The sequence below is a fragment of the Agreia sp. genome (assembly GCF_964263775.1).
Taxonomy (GTDB): Bacteria; Actinomycetota; Actinomycetes; order Actinomycetales; family Microbacteriaceae; genus Agreia.
Genome location: NZ_CAXVWM010000135.1, coordinates 1 through 3,643, shown reverse-complemented (window position 1 = coordinate 3,643; position 3,643 = coordinate 1). Strand labels below are relative to the sequence as shown.

The 3,643-nt window shown below is 66.6% G+C and carries 6 protein-coding genes; 2 read left to right on the top strand and 4 right to left on the bottom strand.

What is annotated here, in order from left to right:
• A partial coding sequence (locus tag ACE5CZ_RS10675; RefSeq protein ID WP_374947311.1) for a substrate-binding domain-containing protein occupies window positions 1–223 on the top strand: 223 nt, incomplete at its 5' end.
• A gap of 181 nt (window positions 224–404) precedes the next feature.
• Here the strand turns inward: ACE5CZ_RS10675 and ACE5CZ_RS10670 are convergent.
• The 4 genes from ACE5CZ_RS10670 to ACE5CZ_RS10655 all read right to left on the bottom strand — a co-directional run bounded on the left by ACE5CZ_RS10670 (window position 405) and on the right by ACE5CZ_RS10655 (window position 2,424).
• On the bottom strand, window positions 405–542 hold the full coding sequence (locus ACE5CZ_RS10670) for a hypothetical protein (protein ID WP_374947310.1): 138 nt from the start codon (window positions 540–542) through the stop codon (window positions 405–407).
• Window positions 535–657, bottom strand: coding sequence for a hypothetical protein (locus ACE5CZ_RS10665; RefSeq protein WP_374947309.1), 123 nt, complete (start codon window positions 655–657; stop codon window positions 535–537). Before ACE5CZ_RS10665 ends, ACE5CZ_RS10670 begins: the two co-directional genes overlap by 8 nt.
• Before the next feature lie 302 nt (window positions 658–959).
• Entirely contained in the window at window positions 960–1,607 is a 648-nt protein-coding gene (locus ACE5CZ_RS10660; protein WP_374947308.1) for a GyrI-like domain-containing protein, read from the bottom strand.
• A gap of 76 nt (window positions 1,608–1,683) precedes the next feature.
• The gene (locus ACE5CZ_RS10655; RefSeq protein ID WP_374947307.1) at window positions 1,684–2,424 is read right to left on the bottom strand and encodes an SDR family NAD(P)-dependent oxidoreductase; all 741 of its coding nucleotides are present in this window, start codon (window positions 2,422–2,424) and stop codon (window positions 1,684–1,686) included.
• A gap of 109 nt (window positions 2,425–2,533) precedes the next feature.
• On the opposite strand from ACE5CZ_RS10655, the gene ACE5CZ_RS10650 reads away from it, so the two are divergent.
• Window positions 2,534–3,460 carry an AraC family transcriptional regulator gene (locus ACE5CZ_RS10650; RefSeq protein ID WP_374947306.1) on the top strand — a complete coding sequence of 309 codons (927 nt, stop codon included), beginning with the start codon at window positions 2,534–2,536 and terminating at the stop codon, window positions 3,458–3,460.
• Window positions 3,461–3,643 lie beyond the last annotated feature (183 nt).

Here is a 3,643-nt window from a genome sequence, read left to right as displayed (position 1 = left end):
TCGCATCGGCTCGCGGGTGCCGGAACAGATCGCGGTCGTGGGCATCGACGGCCTCGAAATCGGACGACTCGTCACGCCCGAGCTGACCACGCTCACGATCGACAAAGCGCAGCTCGCGGCGGCAGCCATCCGATTGCTCGCTCGCATCCTCGCCGGAAGCAAGCCGGCCGTGGCGACCGAGGCGACCATCGGCCTCACCCTGCTCGTACGAGACTCGGCGTAGAGCGGTTACGTAGGGCGGATCAATACCTCGTCGAGGGAGTCGAATTCATACAGGATGCGACCTCGACGTCGAGAACGGGGTCTGTGCGGCGCCACTTGCGGCCAGCGATGACCAACCAGCGAGCGTCGTCGACAGACCCCGTCTCAGACATTGTTCTGCTCGGCGCGAAAGAGCGGAATGCTCAGGCCGCGAGGAGTTCGGGCCGCGCGAAACGACCGGCACCCGAGGGGTTCTCTACGGGAGTTCCGTCTGGCTCGGTCTTCTCGTCGGGATCGATCTCGTCGGGTTTCGGAGTGTGCTCGGGGCGAGGGTCACTCATCGTCTGCTCCTCCGCCCGATGCCGTGTCGGCACCGCCCTGGGGGTCGCTGCCGTCTGATCCGGAACCATCGGGAACCTCTTCGGCATCCGGCTTCTTGGATTCGTTCGTCGTCATGTGTGCTCCTCTTCTTTTCAGCGACGGTACGCCCCTGAGCTGTGTCGGCGTCAGGGGTTGACCTCGGAGCGCACCGGCACAGCCGCCGACCCTGTCTGGGCGGGAGGATCGGTCTGCTCGGGGCGCGTCGCTCGGGTACGACTGGCCGCACATCGACCCGAGCGTCTGATTTTTGGTCGATTCTCGCCAACTCCGCACAAGAAGCCGCAAGCCGCTTGGCCCATATCGACCCAAAACATCCGCTCGAGGTCGATTCGCGACCAGTGGCCGTGTCGGACGGTCTGGCGACGCCGCGAACGGCCTCATGGGCGTGGACTCGGCGCGGAGGGCGCAGAGACCTCGGGGCGCACCGGCTGGCGCAGCACCGTTCTGAGTTTCTCCGGGGCGGTTCTCCGAGCGTCGCTCAGATAAATTTCGTGGTGCAGCCCGTTGAACGTCAACCCGTTCTGCGGCAGGTATTCGTCGTGCAGCCGCGCAAGCGTGGGCCCCTCGTCGTCGTACGACCCGATGTGCAGAATTTGGATGCTGCGCCCCTCGTCGATCGTGATCAGTCGCGTCAGCGAGAGCGCCGGGTTGGGCTTCTTCGCGGCTGCGTCGTTTACTGCGGCGGCCACGTCGTCGGCGGTGATCCAGTCGGGCTGGTTGATCAGTGCGGTCCACCGCCACGAACTCTTGTCGCGTGCAACGAAGGCGGTCGGGTCGTCAGCGCTCCAAAGAGCTTCGAGTGGACCGACCACGTAGTCGCGGCCTCGCGCCTTGCTCGCGAACTTCACCGTGTACGACGTGGAGAAGAGCGCCGCGATGGCGGCCGCGTAGGCCGGCGCGGTATTCGGATCGCCCTCGCCGTCGACGGCGAGGTACTGCAGGGGTGGCACGACCACGTCACTGAACGCCCGTGACGAGGGCGCGTACAGCGCCGGGTGTTGCTTCTTCGCATCGTACTTCTGCATATCCGCAGGGTACCGGCGCCACCGCGCGCCCGGCGGGAGCGCCCGGGCGCCAGCGACCGCGCCCGGCCCGATCACGTCACCAGGCCACGGGGCCCGCATCGTCGGTGAACGTTCCGGTCGGCCCGTCTTTCTTGATCGTCGCCATCCGAACAGCGGATGCGGCCCCCTGGGCCGGGGTGCGCACGCCGCGGTGGTTGTTCAGATCGGTGTCGACGAAGCCCGGGCAGACGGCGTTCACCAGAATGCCCTCGCCCACGAGCCCTCGGGCGTACATCAGAGTGACGGCGGTCAGCGCGGTCTTCGACGGAACGTAGCCGAGGCCGATCGGGTCGGTGTTGGCGAAGTCGGAGATCGCTGCCAGCGAGCCGGCGCTGCTCGAGACGTTCACGATGCGGGGTGCAGCCGAGAGACGCAGCAGCGGCAGGAATGCGCCGGTGACCGAGATCACGCCGAAGACGTTGGTCTCGAACACGAAGCGCACCTGGTCGACGTCACCCGATGCGGGCAGCTGTCCCGAGAAATCGGCGCCGGGCTGATGACTGATGCCGGCATTGTTGATCAGCGAGTCGAGTCGTCCGAACCGGACTCGTATCGTCTCGGCCGCGGCGTCGATGGATGCCTGGTCGGTCACGTCGAGGGCCACGCCGATCACGTCGCCGCCGGCGGCACGCAGTTCGGCGGCAGCAGCCTCTGCGCGTTCGAGTCCGCGCGCGCCGATGATGACGGTGTGGCCGAGGTCGGCGAGCTGCGAGGCGATCTCGCGGCCGATGCCTTTGTTGCCGCCGGTGACGAGGGCGATCATGGGGGTGGTGTTCACGGTGACTCCTGACTTCGGGCCGGTCACTCCGGCCCGAATTCAATGCTGCTCGCCTCGAGTCGGATTATGAATAGTGTGACGTCCGGTATTTATGCTCTAGAGTCCAACCATGCCCCAGGATCGCTTGTCCGACGTGCTCGACCTCATCGAAGTTCGAAGCGTCATCTCTGGCGCGTCGGCCGTTCGCGGGCGCTGGCAGACCTCGAGCGACATCGACGACGACCTCAAGTTCATCGCCGTCGTGCAGGGCCGCGTGTGGCTCGACACCGACGGCCTCGGCGAGCGCCTCGAGCTGGTCTCGGGAGATGTCGTCGTGTTGAACGGCCACTCCTGGCTCACCCTCGAGGGCGGCACGGGCGACGAGAAGCCCGTGCGCGTCGAGCCGCCATCCGCACGTTCGATGATCGACCCGCATGACGCGAACGCCCGCGACACCGACGTGATCGTGGGCGGCCGCGTCGAGCTCAACCCGACGGGCAGGCAGCTGTTGGTTCAGGCACTGCCGTCGCTCGTGCACGTCGGAATGTCGAACGCGGTAGGGCCGCAGCTGCGCGGCCACGTTCAGCGACTGTTCGAAGAGATGGCGGCGCAGCGGGTCGGGTCGGACTTCGCCATTCGGCAGTACGGGCAGCTGCTGCTGCTCGACGTGGTGCGGGGGTTCATGCACGACGCCGAGATGCCGGCCGGATGGCTGAAAGTTCTGAGCGACGAGCGGCTGCGGCCCGCGCTTGCACTGATCCACGGACAGCCGTCGAAGGCGTGGAGCCTGGAGGACCTCGCCCAGGCCGCCGCCATGTCGCGCTCCACGTTCGCGGAACGGTTTCGGGTGGCTGCAGGATCTCCTCCGCTGGCGTACCTGATCACCTGGCGCATGCTGCTCGCCCAGAAGGCGCTCCGCTCGCCCGACACCCGAGTGGGAGCCCTGGCCTTCGAGCTCGGATACTCGTCGGAGAGCTCGTTCAGCAACGCGTTCAAGCGGCACCACGGGGAGTCGCCGTCGTCGTACCGTGCGCGGGCCCGTGCTGCCGCTAGCTGACGTGACGAGTGTTGTTCGTGACCAGCTGCGATTTCTGCACACTCTGTGCTGATCACGAGCGGGAACGCTCAGGACAGGCGCGTATTCACGATGCCTCCGTCGATGTCGAGAACCGTGCCGTGCACGAACTTCGCCTCATCGGTGGCCAGAAATCGCACGGCGAACGCGATGTCGACGGGCCGC